This is a genomic window from Leptothrix mechoopdaensis (SeqCode) (assembly GCF_053893855.1).
This window is the reverse complement of record NZ_CM132699.1, coordinates 2,764,218-2,781,514: the sequence shown is the minus strand read 5'-3', so window position 1 is coordinate 2,781,514 and position 17,297 is coordinate 2,764,218. Positions and strand designations below refer to the sequence as shown.

The window sequence follows — 17,297 nt, the reverse complement described above, 5'->3', positions numbered from 1 at the left end:
TTCCGAGGGAATGGGGAATCAGCTTCGGACGGCCGGGTTCGGCATGTCCGTTTCTGGCAGCGCCCGGACCGGGCATGGGGACCGGTCCGGGCGCGGGCGGCTCAGGGGCCGCCCGTCGGGTCAACGCTGCGCCTTACTTGTAGACGCGACCGCGGACCTGTTCGAGGCGTTCGAGCACTTCCTTGCGCGACTCGGGCTTGATCATGTAGCGCTGGAAGCCTTCCATGCCGGCCTTGGCCATCTCGGCGGGCGCGTCGCGGTCGTAGAACTGGCCGAGCGCGTAGGCGTTCGACAGCATCGCGAAGCCGTCCTTGAGGTAGACGTCGGTCGGGCGCGTGGCGTCCTTGTTGACCGGCAGCTGACCCAGGATCGCGTTGACCTCCGACTGCACCTTGGCGCTCGCGGCATAGGCCAGGAAGCGACGTGCGTCAGCCTTGTTCTTGGCCTTGGCGGGGATGTGGATCGTGTCGGTCGGGGCGTCCTCGGCCATCGGCACGTTGTTGATCTTCGGGAACTGCATGAAGCCCAGCTGCGCCTCGCTCAGGCCGGCCTTCTTCATCGGGTCGACCGCGAAGTTGCCCATCAGGTACATCGCGGCCTCGCCCTTGACGAAGGCGGGCACGGCGTCCTGCCAGTCGATGCCGGCGTGGTTGGCCAGGAAGTAGCCCGGCTTGGTCAGCTCGTCCCAGCGGTCGAAGACTTCCTGCACGCGCTTGTCGGTGTAGGGCACCTTGCCGGCGGTGAGGTCCATGTGGAACTCGTAGCCGTTGACGCGCATGTTGAGGTAGTCGAACCAGCCACCGGTCGGCCACAGGGCCTTGGTGCCGATCGCGAACGGCGTGACGCCGGCGGACTTCAGCTTGGCGCAGGCGGCGACCAGCTGCTTCCAGTCGGTCGGCACGGCGATGCCGTTCTTCGCGAAGATGTCCTTGCGGTAGTAGATGCCCCACTGGTAGTAGGTGTAGGGCACGCCCCACTGCTTGCCGCCGATGGTCATCGACGCGGCGGCCGACTTCAGCTTGTCGTTCAGGCCTTCCTTGGCCCAGACGTCGGACACGTCGTCGAACAGGTTGGCGTTGACGAACGGGGCCATGCGGTTGCCGGCGTACCAGGTCACGATGTCCGGAGGATCCGCGGTCAGGAAGTTGCGGATCGAGGTCTTGAAGCCTTCATGGTCGAAGGTGTTGATCTTGACCGTCACGTCCGGGTTGGCGGCCATGAAGCCCTTGGCCATCGCATCCCACGCGGCCTTGGGCGCCGGGTCGGACGCATCGGTGTTGATCACCAGCGTGCCGGCCTGGGCGCTGACCCAGGCCAGCCCGGCCAGGGCGAGGGCACTCAGTCGTGCCTTGTTGCGCATCGTCATCGTCAGTCTCCTGTTGTGGCAGGCCGTCAGGCCTGCGGTGCGGTGTCGGCGCCCGATGGGGACGGCGCCGTCTGCGTGTGCCACAGGGCGATGCCCCGTGGCGCCAGCGTCGCGCCGCCGATCAGCGGCCGGCTCGACGTGGATCCGTGGTCCGACCCGTCCGGCTGCCAGTGCAGCGTCGCGTCGGAGAAATTGCAGGCCAGCGTCAGCGCGCCGAAGCGGCTGATGCGCAGGCCGTCGTGCAGCGGTTCGACCGCCAGACCGGCCGATTCGGCGGCGCGCTGCAGCAGTGCGCGCCAGCCGCCTTCATCGAGCCAGCCGGCGACGTAGCGCACGGCGCCCGAGCCAACCGCATGGCGGGTCTGGGCCGGCCGTCCGTCGTCGCCGAAGACGGCCTCGACCGTCACGCCCTCGGTCACTGCCAGGTCCTCGCGCCAGCGGCTGACCTCGCTGGAGGTCCAGCCACCGGCCAGTTCGGCGGTCGGCAGCAGCGTCACCGACAGGCCCGGCGGCAGCGAGGCGACCCGTTGCACGGCGACACCGGCGATCGGCCGCAGCGCGCCGGGCGGCAGTTCGGCCGGGAAGGACAGCATGTCCGTTTTTGACCCGGCACGCGGCCCGAGCACGACCTGCGCGCCAGCCTGCGCGGCCCGCGCCAGTGCGGCGGCGAGCGCGTCGCTGGCGTGCATCTGCACCGGCAGCACGATCAGGCGCCAGGCCTCTGGCGTGGCGTTGACCAGGGCGGCGGGCGAGACGATGTCGACGTCCAGGCCCAGGGCGCGCAAGGCCGCATAGACGCGGAAGTGCAGCTCGACCGGGTTGTAGTCGGCGCCCTGCGGCTGGATCTGCGCCATCCAGACGCTGGCGTAGTCGAACACCAGCGCGACGCGGTTGACGATGCCCGGCGCGGCCAGCTCGGCCAGCTGCGGCAGCGCACGCAGTTCCTCGCCGACCTGCGCGGCTTCGAGCCCGCCCTGGTCGACGCTGCGATCGGGCCGGTGCAGGCCGGTGTGCATCTGCTCCTGCGCCCAGGGCGCCTGTCGCCAGCGGAAGTAGCTGACCACCTCGGCCCCGTGGGCCAGCGCCTGCCAGGTCCACAGCCGCACCATGCCGTCGTGCGGGGCCGGGTTCCAGCTGGCCCAGTTGACGGGGCCGGGCTGCTGCTCCATCACCCACCAGCGGCCATGGCCCGGGGCGCCGGGGCGCACGCTGGCGCACATGCCGCGGTAGAGGTCGTGGTGGAAGGCGGGGATGTCGGGGTGACCCGTGCGGGCCAGCGCGGCCTTCTCGTCGGCGCGCAGGAAGAAGTTCTGCGTGAAGCCCAGCGGGTAGCTGTCCCAGGTCGCGATGTCGAGATCGGCCGCCACCTCGTGGTGATCGAACTCGGTGAAGAAGCCCATGTAGTTGTGGGACACCGGCCGGCCGGGCGACAGCTCGCGCAGGATGTCGCACTGCTCGCGGTTGAAGGCGCGGACCTCGGACGACGCGAAGCGGCGCCAGTCCAGCCGGTGCGCCGGATGGGCTTCGGTGACCGTGCCGACGGGGGCGTCGACCTCGTCGAAGCTGCGGTATTCCATGCTCCAGAACACGGTGCCCCAGGCCTGGTTCAGCGCCTCGATGCTGCCGTGGCGTTGCGCCAGCCAGCGCCGGAAGCCGGCCTTGGCGGCGTCCGAATAGCTCAGCACCGTGTCGTGGCAGCCGTATTCGTTGTCGGTCTGCCAGGCGGCGACGGCCGGGTGACGGCCATAACGTTCGGCGACCGCGCGGCTGATGCGGCGCGACTCGGCCCGGTAGCCGGCGTGCGAGAAGCAGTAGTGGCGGCGCGAGCCGTAGCCGCGCGGATGGCCGTTGGCGTCGATCGCCAGCATGTCGGGCATCGCGTCGACCAGCCACTTCGGCGGCGTCGCGGTCGGCGTGCACATCACGATCTTCAGGCCCTGCGCATGCAGGGTCTCGACCGCCTCGTCCAGCCAGGACCAGTCGAAGGTGCCGGGCGTCGGCTCGATGCGGCTCCAGGCGAACTCGGCGATGCGCACCCAGGTGATGCCCATCTCGCGCATCCGGCGGGCATCGTCGGCCCACCAGTCGCGCGGCCAGTGTTCGGGGTAGTAGCAGACGCCGAGTTGCATGGACGGTCGGGTGTCGTCAGGGTGAGGTCGGCCCACGCAGGCTCATCGCGTGAGCCTGCGGGGAAGGGTTCGGGCGTGGTTCTCGGGCGGCGATCAGGTCGCCGTTCAAGCCGCTTGCGGCAACAGCAGGTCCGTGTCCGCGATCAGCCGGGGCAGGGCGTGGCCTTGCGGGTCGAACAGGTGGATGGCGGCGGCTGGCATCGCGAGTGCGATGCGGTGGCCGGCGACCGCGTGGGCGTGGCCGGGGGCCTTGGCGACCAGCGCGTCGCCACCGGCGGCCAGGCTGTGTTCGCCGTCGCCGGCATCGAGGTACAGGAAGGTCGATTCGCCCAGCCGCTCCTGCCACTGCACCGGCCGCACGATGTGCTGCGTGGCGGTGCCCAGCTCGGTGTGTTCGGGGCGGATGCCCAGCGTCACCGGCGTGCCGGGTTGCAGACTGCGCGCGTCGACATGCGCTTCGAGCTGCTCGTTCGTGCCGTTGATCTTGACGACCGCCGAGCCCGGCCCGGCGCTGACCAGCGTGGCCTTCAGGAAGTTCATCTTCGGCGAGCCGATGAAACCCGCGACGAACAGGTTGCGCGGCCGGTGGTAGAGCTCCAGCGGCGAGCCGCACTGCGCGACCGAGCCCTCGCGCGCCACCGCATCGCCGGTGTTGAGCAGCAGGATGCGGTCCGCGAGCGTCATCGCCTCGACCTGGTCGTGCGTGACGTAGACGGTCGACGCGCGGCCGAAGTCGCGGTGCAGCTTGGCGATCTCGAAGCGCGTCTGCACGCGCAGCGCGGCGTCCAGGTTGGAAAGCGGCTCGTCGAACAGGAACACGCCCGGCTCGCGCACGATGGCCCGGCCGATGGCCACGCGCTGGCGCTGGCCGCCCGACAGGGCCTTGGGCTTGCGCTCCAGCAGGTGTTCGAGCTGCAGCACCCGGGCGGCGGCGCGGACTTTCTCGTCGATCACCTTCCTGTCGACCTTCGCCAGCCCCAGGCCGAAGGCCATGTTCTCGTAGACCGACATGTGCGGGAACAGCGCGTAGGTCTGGAACACCATCGCGACGCCGCGATGCGCCGGCGGTACCTCGTTCATCAGCGTGCCGCCGATGCGCAGGTCGCCGGAGGTGATGTCCTCCAGCCCGGCAATCATGCGCAGCAGCGTCGACTTGCCGCAGCCCGACGGGCCGACGAAGACGCAGAACTCGCCTTGCGCGATCTGCAGGTCGACCTGGCGGATCACCGGCGGCATGTCGCCGTAGGCCTTGAAGACGTTCTGGAGTTCGATGCTGGCCATGGTGGGTGGGGGTGCGGCGGGCGTCGGCGCGGGTCGATGGGATGGGGCTGATTGTGGTGCTAATAAAATTAGCGATAATTGGTGAAAACCCGCCCCGATCGATCCTCGAAAACCCCGCCAACGGGCGGGCGATCAGCGTCGCCGCACCGTCTCGCGTTCCACCAGCGGGCAGTCGATCTTGGTCAGCGCGCGGCGGTGGCCGCCGTTGCGCGGGCCGGCCTCGGCGGTGGCGCTCTCGGCCAGCAGGGCCTCGACCGCCGCGCGGCCCATCTCGTAGTTGGGCAGCACCATCGTGGTCAGCGGCGGGTGGGTGTGGCGCGAGATCTCCTGGTCGTCGTAGCCGATCAGCGAAACGTCCTCGGGCACCTTCTTGCCGAGCTGGGCCAGCGCCTCCAGCGCGCCGATCGCCATCAGGTCGTTGGCGCAGAAGATCGCGCTGGGTGGACGCGGCAGCGCCATCAGCGCCATCGTGCCGTCGAAGCCGCCGCTGTTCATCCAGTCGCCGTCGCGCACCAGCGCGGGGTCGAAGGGCAGGTCGGCCGTCGCCAGCGCGCGCCGGTAGCCCTTCAGGCGGTCCTTGGCGGCCTCCATCCACGGCTCGCCGTTGATGAAGCCGATGCGGGTGTGGCCGGCGCTGATCAGGTGGTCCGTCGCCGCATGGCCGCCGCCCACCTCGCCCGGCACGATGGTCGGGAAACGCCCGCCGTCGTCGTGGCAGTTCAGCAGCACGGTGGGCACCTCGTGCAGCGCCTCCGGCACCTGCGCCGCGCGCGTGAAGATCGTCGAATAGATGACGCCCAGCAGCTGCGGATGGGCCCGCAGCGCGGCGATCGCGGCGGCTTCCTGGTCGGCGTTGCTGCGGGTCACGCACACGCTCAGCACGCAGCCGTGTTCCCAGGCCGCGTCGCGCGCGCCGTCGACGCTGACGACCGGGTGCGGGCTGGTCGAGATCTCGTCGACCAGGTAGCCGATCAGGTTGCGGCGCGGCCCGGCGGCATCGGCCGGCAGGACCTCGTCGGCGCTGCCTTCGCGGCGCGGCAGGCGGTAGCCCAGCTCGACGGCGGCGCTCAATACCTTGGCGCGGGTGGCGTCCGACAGGCGGGCGCTGCTGACGTTGTTGAGCGCCATCGACACGGTCGATTGCGACACGCCGGCCGCCTTGGCGACATCGGTCATGGTCGGGCGGCGGCTGGGAGGAGGGGCGGGCTTGCGTGGGGTCACGGTCGTCTCGGGCAGGTCGATCGGCGGCGGTTGCGAATTATTGGCGCTGCGCGACGCGATCCCGGCGCGCGTGCCGCCCGCCAGCCGTCCGGCCGGGCGCTCCACGCGGGGCAAGGCGGTCTCTGGGTCGATCATGGATCGGATGCTGATAGCTAATAAATTTGCTGATATTGGTGGAAACACCATGATCATGAATCGGCCGGCTGCGTATCCTTCGAGCTAACACGCGTTAGGTGCTGGCCGGAAGACGGCAGGAAGCCTGGACGCGACGATTCACCGCCTGCACAGGCTCCACACCGACAGGTCTGCCGCGATGTCCACTTCCACCCCAGGTCCCGTCCCGCTCAAGGGCGTTGCCCGCGTGCTGCGTGACCTGCGTGCCGCCGTCTCGCCGCTGCGCCGGCTGGAGACCGTCACCGGCCTGATGCTGGTGCTGCCGGCGCTGATCGGCTTCGTGCTGTTCTATGCGATGCCGGCGGTGCGGGCGCTGGAGATCAGCTTCACCGACTGGAACCTGCTGAGCCCGCCCAAGCCGGTCGGCTGGGCCAACTACGCCAAGATGCTCGACGACGGCCGCTTCTGGCAGGGCATGAAGCTGTCGCTGTACTACGTGCTGCTGAACATCCCCCTGCAGACCGTGCTCGGGCTGTTCCTGGCCGTCGCGATGGACCGGCTGACCCGCTCGCTGTTCGTCAAGTCGGTCGTGCTGCTGCCCTACCTGCTGTCGAACGTGCTGGTCGCGCTGATGTGGGTCTGGCTGCTCGACCCGCTGCTGGGCGGCGTCAACCACCTGATCACCGCCACCGGCCTGGACCGCCAGCCCTTCTTCGCCAGTCCGGACCAGTCTCTGGCGACCGTCGCGGCGGTCAACATCTGGCGTCACATGGGCCTGATCGCGCTGCTGTTCCTGGCCGGCCTGCAGAACATCCCGCGCTACCTCTACGAGGCCGCCGCGCTCGAAGGCGCGAGCGAATGGCAGATGTTCCGCCGCATCACGCTGCCGCTGCTGCGCCCGGTGATGGTGTTCGTGCTGGTGACCAGCGTGACCGGCTCGTTCCAGATCTTCGACACCGTGGCCGTGGCGACCAATGGCGGGCCGCTGGACTCGACCCGCGTGATCGTCCACTACATCGTCCAGAACGCCTTCAGCTTCTACAAGATGGGCTACGCCTCGGCGATGTCGATGACGCTGTGCCTGGTCATGATCGCCTACACGATGGTGCAGATGCGCATCCTGCGGGCCAACGAGAACGACCTGGCCTGATCGGCGGGAACCCCGATCCACACGGCCCGAAACGCGAAGAGAGCATCGCCATGTCTGCAGCCATTCCCACCCCCGTCGTCCCATCCGCCAGCGTGCGCGCCCGCCGCGTGTCGGCCTCGCGCTGGCTCGCCTGGGGCATCCTGGGCCTGATGATGTTCGTCACGCTGGCGCCGCTGTGGCTGGTGCTGAAGACCGCGATCACGCCGAGCACCGACCTGTTCACGCAGAGCGCGCAGCTGTTCCCCGATCACCCGACCGCCGCGCACTTCCTGCGCGTGCTGGGCCTGCTCAGCCCCGAGGAGGCGATGTCGCATGGCGGCTCGGGGGCGCAGATCAACTTCATCGGCGCGCTGGTCAACTCGCTCGCGTTCACCGGCATCGTGGTCGTCATGCAGGTGCTGACCAGCGCGATGGCCGCCTATGCCTTCGCCCGCCTGCGCTTCCCCGGCCGCGACGTGCTGTTCGGGCTGTTCGTGGCCTCGATGATGGTGCCCGGCGTCGTCACCTTCATCCCCAACTTCATCCTGGTCAAGGACCTCGGCTGGCTCAACACGCTGGCCGGCATGGTCGCGCCGTTCTGCCTGTTCTCGGCCTTCGGCATCTTCTTCCTGCGCCAGTTCTTCATGTCGATCCCGCGAGACCTGGAAGAGGCCGCGATGCTCGAAGGCGCCTCGCCGCTGCGGATCTTCTGGACCGTGGTGCTGCCGCTGGCGACCACGCCGATCGCGACCATCGCGATCCTGCAGGGCATCAACATGTGGAACGAGTTCTTCTGGCCCTTCCTGGTGGCCAAGGACGAGGAGAAGCGCGTGCTGACCGTCGCCCTGCAGAGCTTCAAGTCGCAGACGCCGCAGGGCCAGCCCGACTGGACCGGCCTGATGGCCGCGACCGCGCTGACCATCCTGCCCACGCTGCTGCTGCTGGTCGCCTTCGGCCGCAAGGTGGTCGAGTCCGTCCAGTTCAGCGGCAGCAAGTGAACCAAATCCATTCCTGCCGTTCCAAATCCCCCGCATTGCCGGCCAACGGCCTGCATTTCCCCCCAGCGCCACACCGGCGCCTTTCATGACCCCAGAGGAGACCTGTCCATGACCATCCGCCGTCACATCCTGTCCGCCGCCGCGCTGCTCGCCGCCGCCGGTGCCGCCCACGCCGTCGACGTCAAGTACGTGCTGTGGGACTCGGGCCAGCGCCCGGCCTACCAGCAGTGCGCGAGCGACTTCGAGAAGGCCAACCCCGGCATCTCGATCAAGATCAGCCAGCAGGGCTGGGACGAGTACTGGACCGGCATCTCGACCGGCTTCATCTCGGGCACCGCGCCGGACGTGTTCACCAACCACCTGGCCAAGTACCCCGAGTTCGCCAAGAACAACCAGCTCGTCGACCTGGCCCCGCTGGTCAAGCGCGACGGCGTCAAGACCGACATCTATTCGAACGGCCTCTACGACATCTGGGGCCGTGACGGCAAGCAGTACGGCCTGCCCAAGGACTGGGACACCATCGCCTTCATCGTCAACATGGACGTGGCGAAGAAGGCCGGCGTGACGCTGGCCGATCTCAACAACATGACCTGGAACCCGAAGGACGGCGGCAGCTTCGAGCAGATCGTCAAGAAGCTGACGATCGACGCCAACGGCAACAACGCGCTGAGCCCGAAGTTCGACAAGACCAAGGTCGCCACCTACGGCTATCAGAACCCGGGTTCGGGCGGCATGATGGGCCAGACCGAATGGAGCCACTTCGCCGTCTCCAACGGCTTCAAGTTCCAGGACAAGCCCTGGGCCGGCAAGTTCTATTACGACGACCCGAAGCTGGCCGAGACCATCCAGTACATCGCCGGCCTGCCGGGCAAGGGCGTGTCGGCCACGGCCGAGGACGTCAGCAAGCTGGGCTCGGGCGGCATGTTCATGGCCGGCAAGGCCGCGATCATTCCGGAGGGCTCGTGGATGATCAACCACTTCGCCAGCAACACGAAGTTCAACTACGCCTGGGTGCCGCTGCCCAAGGGCCCGACCGGCACGCGCGCCACCATGTTCAACGGCCTGGCCGATTCGATCTGGGTCGGCAGCAAGGTCAAGGAAGAAGCGTGGAAGTGGGTCAAGTACCTGGGTTCCGAGGCCTGCCAGAGCGTCATCGCCAAGGCCGGCGTGGTCTTCCCGGCGGTCAAGGGCCTGCCTGACACGGTGACCGCCGTGCACAAGGCCAAGGGCATCGACGACTCGGCCTTCCTGGAGATGGCCAAGGGCAAGACCTTCCTGGCGCCCATCGCCGACAACGGCTCGCAGGTCAACGAGCTGATGGCCAACGCGATCGACTCGGTGCTGCGTGGCAAGGCCCCGGCCGCGACCGCGCTGAAGGACGCCAACACGCAGGTCAACGCGCTGTTCAAGTGATGAGCTGACCGGGCGGGCCCGTGCCCGTCCGGTCGATCGACCTGATGTCTCCGAGGCGCTGTCGGCAGGGACTCCGCCAGCGCGGGTTCACGTGCCGGGGCTGTTCGCTCCGGCACGTCTTTTCAACGTCCTGAAGTTCATCCGCACACCATGACGAACGTCGCCTCGACCCGCCGCCTGAAGATCACGCTGATCGGTGCCGGCAGCACCGTGTTCACCCGCAACCTGCTGGGCGACATCCTGGCCTGGCCGGAACTGGCCGGCGCCGAGATCGCGCTGCACGACATCGACGCGCACCGTCTGTCGCTGTCCGAACAGGTCGCACACCGCATCGCCGATGCACTCGGCGCCAAGCCGGTCATCACCGCCAGCACCGACCGCCGCCGCGCGCTCGACGGCGCACGTTTCGTCATCAACACCATCCAGGTCGGCGGCTACAAGCCGGCGACCGTGACCGACTTCGACATCCCGAAGAAGTACGGCCTCGAACAGACCATCGGCGACACGCTGGGCATCGGCGGGATCATGCGCGGGCTGCGCACCATCCCCGTGATGCTCGACATGCTGCGCGACATGGAGGAGGTCTGCGCGCCTGGCGCGATCCACCTCAACTACGTCAACCCGATGGCGATGATCACGTGGGCGCTGAACGCGTCGTCCACCCGCATCCCGACCGTCGGCCTGTGCCACAGCGTGCAGCACACGGCCGGCGAGCTGGCGCGTGACCTGGGCATCCCCGTCGAGGAGATCCAGTTCCATTGCGCCGGCATCAACCACATGTCCTTCTACCTGCGCTTCGAGCACCAGGGCCAGGACCTCTACCCGCGACTGCGCGAGATCCACCGCACCGGCGCGATGCCCGACTGGAACCGCGTGCGCTACGAGATGCTGCACCAGCTCGGCCATTTCCCGACCGAGTCCAGCGAGCACTTCGCCGAGTACGTGCCGTGGTTCATCAAGCAGGGCCGCGAGGACCTGCTGAAGAAGTTCAACATCCCGCTGGACGAGTACCCGGGCCGCTGCCAGGTCTTCGAACACGCGTGGCCCTACATCGAGCGCGAGCTGGAGACGCCCGGCTCGCAGGACCCGGCCGCGTTGCTGGCGCAGCTGCGTGCGGCCGGCATCCACGTGATGAAGCGCTCGATCGAGGACGCGCCGCACATGCTCGAAGGGCTGCGCCATGTCGAGCGCAGCGTCGAGTACGGCAGCTCGATCATCCATTCGGTCGTGACCGGCCAGCCCTGCACGATCAACGGCAACGTCCTGAACCACCAGCTGATCGACAACCTGCCGCAAGGCTGCGCCGTCGAGGTGCCCTGCGTGGTCGACCACAACGGCGTGCAGCCCACACGGATCGGTGAACTGCCGGTCCAGCTGGCCGCGCTGATGCGCACCAACGTCAACGTGCAGGAACTGGTCGTCGCGGCGGTGCTGAAGAAGAACCGCGAGCACGTCTACCATGCCGCGATGCTGGACCCGCACACCGCCGCGACGCTCGACCTGTCGCAGATCCGCGCGATGGTCGACGAGCTGCTGGCGGCGCACCGGCCCTTCCTGCCCGAGTACCTGCACGGCTGAACGGCCGACCCGACCGAGCCTTTCCTCAGTCCGTGACCGACACGCTGCGCACGCCCACCACCAGTGCCGAGGTCGCCCGCCAGGCGGGTGTCTCGCGCACGACGGTGAGCTTCGTGCTCAATGGCGTCGACAACCGCGGCATCAGCGAGACCACCCGCGAACGGGTGCTGGCCGTTGCCCGCGAGCTGGGTTACGCGCCCAACGCCGCTGCCCGCCAGCTGGCCGGCGGCAGCAGCGGCACGGTCGGGCTGGTGATCCCGCAGGCGGCGCATCTCTACACCGACGTCTTCCTCTCGCAGATGGTGGCCAGCGTCAACGACACCTGCCACCGCGAGGGCCTGAAGCTGCTGATCGAGTCGACCGAAGGCGAAGGCCGCGAGCCCGGCGGATTCATCCAGCTGGTGCAGGCCCGACGCATCGACGGCCTGCTGATCGTCAGCCCGCGCCGCGACGTCTACGAGCACCTGCACCGCATCGTCGAGGCCGGCATCCCGCTGGTCGTGCTGGGTCGTGCGCCACGCGGGCTGGAGCACATCCAGGCCTTGCCGACCGAGAACAACCGCGCCACCGCCGACCTGCTGGCGCACCTTCAGCGCATGGGCCACCGCCGCATCGGCCATGTCGCCTTCGCGCCGCCCGAGATCCTGGCGTCGCACGAGCGCATCGGCAGCTGGCGCGAGGCGCTGGAGGAAGACGGCATCACGCCCGATCCCGCCTGGCTGACCCACGCCGACATCAGCGCCGCCAGCGGCCTGGCCGCCACCCGTCAGCTGCTGGCTCAGCAAATGAGCCTGCCGCCCGAGCGCCGCATCACCGCGCTGTTCGCCGGCAACGACACGATCGCCTTCGGCGCGCTGCGCGCCATCACCGAGGCCGGCCTGCGCGTGCCCGACGACATCGCCGTCGTCGGCTTCGACGACATCCCGCTGGCCGCCTACGCCAGCCCGCCGCTGACGACGGTGCGCACGCACCCGATCGAACAGGGCCACGAGGCCGTCATCAGCCTCGTCTCCCAGCTGCGCAAGGTGCCGCGCCCGCCCTTCGGCGACGCCATCACCGAACCCGAGCTGGTCGTGCGCGAGTCCTGCGGCGCGCGCCGCTGACCCCCGCATTTGCGGCATCGGCAGCATCCGCATCCACCCTCGTTTCGAGTCTTTCCACCCGGACATGTCATGACCCTTCGGGGGTTTGCGGTCGAGCATCGCCCGCACGACCAACCCACGTGGAGACGCCATGACGCTCGCACCCCCCCGCCCGAACCTGATCCTCGGCGGCGACTTCAACAGCCTCGAACAGACCTTCGTCACCGACTACCTGCTGCGCTCGCAGGCCGCAGGCGCCGGCACCGCCGCCGTCGTGACGGCCCCACCGAACTGGGGACTGGGCAGCCGCACCGGCCACGGTGGCAGCGGTGACCGCTTCCTGATGGTCGACGGCGCCACCGATGCCAGCAAGGTCTGCTGGGGTCAGGACATCACGCTGGTCCAGGGCCAGGCCTACGAGTTCGGTGTCTGGGTGAATGCCAATGCCGGCGTGGCCCTGCAGCTGCAGGTCGGCGGACGCGACGTCGGCCTGGTGCAGGTGCCCGCCGCTGGAACCGGTTGGCAGAAGATGACCGTGAGCTTCATCGCGGCCGAATCGGGCACGTCCCGCGTCGCCTTGCGCGACCTGGCCACCGGCAGCAGCTCGAACGACTTCGGCCTCGACGACCTCAGCCTGCGGGCGGTCGACCTGCCGGTGCCGGCGCCCGACAGCCTGATCGTGGGAGGCGACTTCAACAGCAGCTTCCAGACCTTCTCGAGCGACTACCGGCTGCAGGGCCAGGCCCACGGCGCCGGCACGGCCGCCGTGGTGACGGCACCGCCGGCCTGGGGCCTGGGCAGTCGCACGGGCCACGGCGGCAGCGGTGACCGCTTCCTGATGGTCGACGGCGCGACCGATGCCACCCAGGCGTTCTGGCGCCAGGACGTCGCGCTGGTCGCCGGCAACACCTACGAGTTCAGCTACTGGGCCAACGCGAACAACAACACGGCGCTGCAGCTGCAGGTCGGCGGCATCGACGTCGGCAGCGCGGCGGTGCCGATGGCCGGTGGCGGCTGGCAGAAGCTGGTGGTCAGCTTCGTGGCGACGACCACGGGCACCACGCCCGTCGCGCTGCGGGACCGGGCCACGGCGGCCGCGTACAACGACGTCGGCATCGACGACATCCGCCTGCAGGTGGTCGATCGGGCCGCGTCGACCGACGGCAACCTGCTGGCCGGCAGCGACTTCAACGGTGCCAATCAGACCTTCGTGACCGACTACGTCGTGCACGACCAGGCCAACGGCGCCGGCACGGCCGCCGTGGTCACCGCGCCGCCGGCCTGGGGCCTCGGCAGCAACACCGGTCACGGCGGCCAGGGTGACCATTTCCTGATGGTCGACGGCGCCCGTCAGTCCAACCGGATCTTCTGGGGCCAGGACGTCGCGCTGGTCAAGGGCGCGACCTACGAGTTCAGCGTCTGGGTCAATGCCAATGCCAACGTCTTGCTGAAGCTCCAGGTCGGTGGGCAGGACGTCGGTCTGGCGATGCGGCCGCCGGCGGGTGCCGGCTGGAGCGAACAGCTGCTGACCTTCGTCGCGACCGAGACGGGCACCGCCCGGATCGCGCTGCGCGACTTCTCGACGCTGTCGAGCAGCAACGACTTCGGCATTGACGATGTCCGGCTGCGCAGGGTGGCCGACGCGCCGGCCGCCAACCAGGTGCCGACGGCCGAGTCGTCGACCTGCGTGATGGACGAGGACACCGTCAAGGTGCTGAGCCTCGCCGACTTCCACTTCCACGATGCCGACGCCGCTGACCAGCTGCAGAGCGTGCGCATGACGGTCTTGCCCCAGCGCGGCCTGCTGACCTACGACGACGGCAAGAGCTGGCAGCCGGTCGACACCAAGCAGGACCTGTCGGCGGCCGACATCGCCGCAGGCCGCTTGCGCTACACGCCCGAGGCCGACGCCAACGGCAGTGCCTGGGCCACCTTGCGCTACACCGTCAGCGACGGCAAGGACCACTCGGCCAGCGACTACGCGATGACCTTCCAGGTCAACGCCGTCAATGACGCGCCGACGCTGTCGAAGGTCGATGTGCTGCAGGGCTGCCTGTCCGACACCTTCCGCGTGATCCGCCACGCCGACCTGCTCGCGGCGGCCGACGAGGCCGATCGCGACGGCGATGCCGTGGGTTTCCAGGTTGTCGCGGTCAGCAGCGGGACGCTGCAGAAGTGGAACGGCGCGACCTGGTCGGACGCCGTGGCCGGCACCACGACCGTGACCAGCGGCGAGACCCTGCGCTGGAAAGGCGCGGCGAACGCCAGCGGCAGCATCGACGCCTTCACGGTGAAGGCCTGGGATGGTGCGCTCGCATCGGGCAATACCGTCCAGGTCAGGGCCGATGTGGCCGCAGCTGTCGCGGGCTTCGACATCCTGGGCAACCGGCCCGAGGACCGCAGCGGCGCCAGCGTCAGCGCGGCGGGCGACGTCAACGGCGACGGCCTGGCCGACGTGATCGTCGGCGCCCACGGCGCCGACCAATGGCAGGGACGCAGCCATGTGGTCTTCGGCAAGGCCGATGGCCAGTCCGTCAAGCTGTCGGCCGTCGACGCCGGCCATGGCGGCTTCGTGATCCGCGGCGAACTCTCCGGCGACCTGTCCGGGATCGCCGTGGGCGGTGCGGGCGACGTCAATGGCGACGGCCTCGCCGACCTGATCGTCGGCGCCTCTGGCGCGGCCATCACCTTCGGCAAGAGCTATGTCGTGTTCGGCAAGGCCGATGGTGCGGCGGTCGACCTGTCGGCCATCTCGCAGGGGACGGGTGGTTTCGCGATCAACGGCGATGCCTTTGCGGGTGCCGGCGGCTACAGCGTCTCCGGCGCGGGCGATGTCAATGGCGACGGGCTGGCCGACCTGATCGTCGGCGCGAACCAGGAAGGCCGGAGCTACGTGGTGTTCGGCAAGGCCGATGGCGCACCAGTCGATCAATCGGCCATCCACTCGGGCCATGGCGGCTTCGCGATCTATGGCGAGTCCTTCAGCGATGGCGTCGGCGGCAGCGTCAGCGCCGCAGGCGACGTCAACGGCGACGGCCTGGCCGACCTGATCGTCGGGGCGGACAAGGCCCACGGCGGCATCGGCAAGAGCTATGTGGTCTTCGGGAAGGCCGATGGCGCCGGGGTCGACCTGTCCGATGTCGTCCTCGAGATCGGCGGCTTCGTGATCGACGGCGAAGCGGACGGCGACGCAAGTGGTCACAGCGTCAGCGCGGCCGGCGACGTCAATGGCGACGGCCTGGCCGACCTGATCGTCGGCGCCTGGGGTGCCAGCGCCGGTGCGGGCAGGAGCTACGTGGTCTTCGGCAAGGCGGACGGCCAGGTCGTCGGCCTGGGTGAACTGGCCGCCGGACACGGTGGCGGGTTCGCGATCAACGGCGCCTTCGCCGGTGACGGCAGCGGCGCCAGTGTCAGCAGCGCGGGCGACGTCAACGGCGATGGTCTGGCCGACCTGCTCGTCGGCGCCTCAGGCGTCAATGGCCACACGGGCAGGACCTTCGTGGTCTACGGCAAGGCCGATGGCACCGCCGTCGACCTGTCAGCGGTCGGCGCCGGCACCGGTGGCTTTGCCGTCGACGGAAGGGCGGCCCTCGATCTCAGCGGCGTCAGCGTGAGCGCGGCGGGCGATGTGAACGGTGATGGCCTGGCAGACCTGCTGATCGGCGCATCGGGCGCCAACGGCATCGCCGGCCGCAGCCAGGTGGTCTTCGGCAGCGCTTCCGGCAGCCGCCATGCCACCGCCGTCGACCAGATGGGCAGCACCGGCAACGACATGCTGGATGGCACATCGGCAGGCGAAACACTGGTGGGTCAGGCCGGCAACGACACCCTGACGGGGCATGGCGGCGCCGATGTCCTGTACGGCGGTGCCGGCAACGACCGCTTCGTGCTGAACGCCGACAACCTCGCGCATCTCGCCGGCGGTGTCGTCGACGGTCAGCGGGCACGGATCGATGGCGGCAGCGGCATCGACACGATCCAGCTCGATGGCGCCGGCCTGGTCTTCGACCTGACCACCCTGCCGAACGTGGCCGCCGGTGACCTCCGAGTCGGCGCGCGACTGCAGGGCATCGAGGTGATCGACCTGACCGGCAGCGGCCACAACGTCCTGAAGCTCGACGCCCGCGACGTGCTGGAGATGAGCGGCATGAACACCTTCCATGCCGGCAACGGCTGGACCGGCCTGCCGGCCAGCGTCGGCCTGCACCAGCTGGTCGTGCAGGGCCATGCGGGCGACGTGCTGCAACTGGCCGGATCAGGCTGGACCCGTGCCGTCGACGATGTCACCCATGACGGCAACACCTTCCACGCCTACACCTCAGGGCTGACGCAGGTCCTGGTCAACCAGAACCTGTCGGTGAACCCGGTCATCTGACCCCTCTCACCGCCCCCGCCTGACCCGCATCGCCGCCAGGAAGGCATTCATCAGCGGCTCGGCGTTCAGCAGGTCGGGGCGGGTGAGGTGGAACTCGGGGTGACTCCCGGTTCACGTTCGGACGAGGTCGGTCAAGCGACCCGCCGTTCCACTCCCGAGGTCCGGGATCCGCCTGTCAGTCCGATTCCGAGTGGCTCAAACCATGAGCCAGTCGGTCGGTCCCTGCACCGGCCTGTGGCATGGGCGACATCAAGCTCGCCATCGTGCTGCTTCACATCCGCGCCCGAGCTTGCGTGTGCGCACGTAACTTTCGCGCACTGGCAGCCGATGCCAGGGTCTTCCGGTCGACAGAACTTTGCTACCCGCCTCTCGATGCCGTCTCGAGGCGTGTCTCTGTGCGCCTGTGTCGATGCTGCAGCGAGTCGTCGCATTTCTTCGCCAGAAGGTTGTCTGGCCAGCCGGTCAACTGATGCGAGCTTCTTGCATCACAGTCAACTTGTTTTGGTAATTCGCAGTCACGTAACCGGTCTCAAGAATCCGCTCCTGAATTTCCAGACTGTTCTGTGACGCCCTCCGTTGCAGCGGCAGCCGATCACGACAACCAGGTAGCC

General features: G+C 68.8%; 10 protein-coding genes. 6 read left to right on the top strand and 4 right to left on the bottom strand.

Features of this window, described 5'->3' with window-relative positions; translation table 11 throughout:
* Nucleotides 1-133: 133 nt before the first annotated feature.
* The 4 genes from ACWA7K_RS12055 to ACWA7K_RS12040 all read right to left on the bottom strand — a co-directional run bounded on the left by ACWA7K_RS12055 (nucleotide 134) and on the right by ACWA7K_RS12040 (nucleotide 5,952).
* Entirely contained in the window at nucleotides 134-1,366 is a 1,233-nt protein-coding gene (locus ACWA7K_RS12055) for an ABC transporter substrate-binding protein (RefSeq protein WP_456161649.1), read from the bottom strand.
* A 26-nt stretch (nucleotides 1,367-1,392) separates the two neighbouring features.
* Nucleotides 1,393-3,495 (bottom strand): beta-galactosidase, encoded by a 2,103-nt coding sequence (locus tag ACWA7K_RS12050; RefSeq protein ID WP_456161648.1) that lies wholly within the window; start codon nucleotides 3,493-3,495, stop codon nucleotides 1,393-1,395.
* 105 nt (nucleotides 3,496-3,600) lie between these two features.
* Nucleotides 3,601-4,776, bottom strand: coding sequence for an ABC transporter ATP-binding protein (locus ACWA7K_RS12045; protein WP_456161647.1), 1,176 nt, complete (start codon nucleotides 4,774-4,776; stop codon nucleotides 3,601-3,603).
* Between the two features lie 132 nt (nucleotides 4,777-4,908).
* A complete protein-coding gene (locus ACWA7K_RS12040) occupies nucleotides 4,909-5,952 on the bottom strand; it encodes a LacI family DNA-binding transcriptional regulator (protein WP_456168792.1) in 1,044 nt (347 codons plus the stop codon).
* Between the two features lie 358 nt (nucleotides 5,953-6,310).
* On the opposite strand from ACWA7K_RS12040, the gene ACWA7K_RS12035 reads away from it, so the two are divergent.
* The 6 genes from ACWA7K_RS12035 (at nucleotide 6,311) to ACWA7K_RS12010 (ending at nucleotide 16,686) form a co-directional block, all read left to right on the top strand.
* Nucleotides 6,311-7,261: a carbohydrate ABC transporter permease gene (locus ACWA7K_RS12035; RefSeq protein ID WP_456161646.1), complete on the top strand. Its 951-nt coding sequence runs from the start codon at nucleotides 6,311-6,313 to the stop codon at nucleotides 7,259-7,261.
* Nucleotides 7,262-7,311: 50 nt separating this feature from the next.
* Complete coding sequence (locus ACWA7K_RS12030; RefSeq protein WP_456161645.1) at nucleotides 7,312-8,238, top strand: carbohydrate ABC transporter permease; 927 nt, start codon at nucleotides 7,312-7,314, stop codon at nucleotides 8,236-8,238.
* Between the two features lie 108 nt (nucleotides 8,239-8,346).
* Complete coding sequence (locus ACWA7K_RS12025; RefSeq protein ID WP_456161644.1) at nucleotides 8,347-9,651, top strand: ABC transporter substrate-binding protein; 1,305 nt, start codon at nucleotides 8,347-8,349, stop codon at nucleotides 9,649-9,651.
* A gap of 150 nt (nucleotides 9,652-9,801) precedes the next feature.
* Nucleotides 9,802-11,229, top strand: coding sequence for an alpha-galactosidase (gene melA / locus ACWA7K_RS12020; protein ID WP_456161643.1), 1,428 nt, complete (start codon nucleotides 9,802-9,804; stop codon nucleotides 11,227-11,229).
* A 32-nt stretch (nucleotides 11,230-11,261) separates the two neighbouring features.
* On the top strand, nucleotides 11,262-12,332 hold the full coding sequence (locus ACWA7K_RS12015; RefSeq protein ID WP_456161642.1) for a LacI family DNA-binding transcriptional regulator: 1,071 nt from the start codon (nucleotides 11,262-11,264) through the stop codon (nucleotides 12,330-12,332).
* 130 nt (nucleotides 12,333-12,462) lie between these two features.
* Nucleotides 12,463-16,686: a beta strand repeat-containing protein gene (locus tag ACWA7K_RS12010; RefSeq protein WP_456161641.1), complete on the top strand. Its 4,224-nt coding sequence runs from the start codon at nucleotides 12,463-12,465 to the stop codon at nucleotides 16,684-16,686.
* The last annotated feature ends 611 nt before the right edge of the window (nucleotides 16,687-17,297 follow it).

Bases quoted from the DNA above. Each gene is read 5' to 3' on its own strand.
- ACWA7K_RS12055 (WP_456161649.1), bottom strand. From the start codon at position 1,366: ATGACGATGCGCAACAAGGCACGACTGAGTGCCCTCGCCCTGGCCGGG.
- ACWA7K_RS12050 (WP_456161648.1), bottom strand. From the start codon at position 3,495: ATGCAACTCGGCGTCTGCTACTACCCCGAACACTGGCCGCGCGACTGG.
- ACWA7K_RS12045 (WP_456161647.1), bottom strand. From the start codon at position 4,776: ATGGCCAGCATCGAACTCCAGAACGTCTTCAAGGCCTACGGCGACATG.
- ACWA7K_RS12040 (WP_456168792.1), bottom strand. From the start codon at position 5,952: ATGACCGATGTCGCCAAGGCGGCCGGCGTGTCGCAATCGACCGTGTCG.
- ACWA7K_RS12035 (WP_456161646.1), top strand. From the start codon at position 6,311: ATGTCCACTTCCACCCCAGGTCCCGTCCCGCTCAAGGGCGTTGCCCGC.
- ACWA7K_RS12030 (WP_456161645.1), top strand. From the start codon at position 7,312: ATGTCTGCAGCCATTCCCACCCCCGTCGTCCCATCCGCCAGCGTGCGC.
- ACWA7K_RS12025 (WP_456161644.1), top strand. From the start codon at position 8,347: ATGACCATCCGCCGTCACATCCTGTCCGCCGCCGCGCTGCTCGCCGCC.
- melA (WP_456161643.1), top strand. From the start codon at position 9,802: ATGACGAACGTCGCCTCGACCCGCCGCCTGAAGATCACGCTGATCGGT.
- ACWA7K_RS12010 (WP_456161641.1), top strand. From the start codon at position 12,463: ATGACGCTCGCACCCCCCCGCCCGAACCTGATCCTCGGCGGCGACTTC.